This is a genomic window from Myxococcus sp. AB025B (assembly GCF_006518215.1).
Classification (GTDB): domain Bacteria; phylum Myxococcota; class Myxococcia; order Myxococcales; family Myxococcaceae; genus Myxococcus; species Myxococcus fulvus.
Genome location: NZ_SRLW01000773.1, coordinates 1 through 270, shown reverse-complemented (window position 1 = coordinate 270; position 270 = coordinate 1). Strand labels below are relative to the sequence as shown.

1 protein-coding gene is annotated in these 270 nt (G+C 67.0%); it reads right to left on the bottom strand.

Translation table 11 applies throughout. The features are described 5' to 3' along the window. Positions 1–270: AMP-binding protein (locus FL311_RS43885; RefSeq protein WP_141333618.1), on the bottom strand; the 270-nt coding region annotated here is incomplete at both ends.

Sequence of the window (270 nt, the reverse complement as noted above, 5' to 3'; positions counted from 1 at the left end):
CCTTGAGCGAGGTGGTGTCGACGGACTGCTCTTCTGCGGCGATGAAGTAGGCGACGAGACGCTTGTCGCCGGGGCCATCCTCACGAGCGAGGACGACGGCCTCCTGGATGCCGGAGAAGAGGCGCAGCGCGGACTCGACTTCACCGAGCTCGATGCGGAAGCCACGAATCTTCACCTGGAAGTCGTTGCGGCCGAGGAACTCGAGGGTGCCGTCGGAGAGCCAGCGAGCCTTGTCGCCGGTGCGGTAGAGGCGAGCACCGGGGGCGCTGC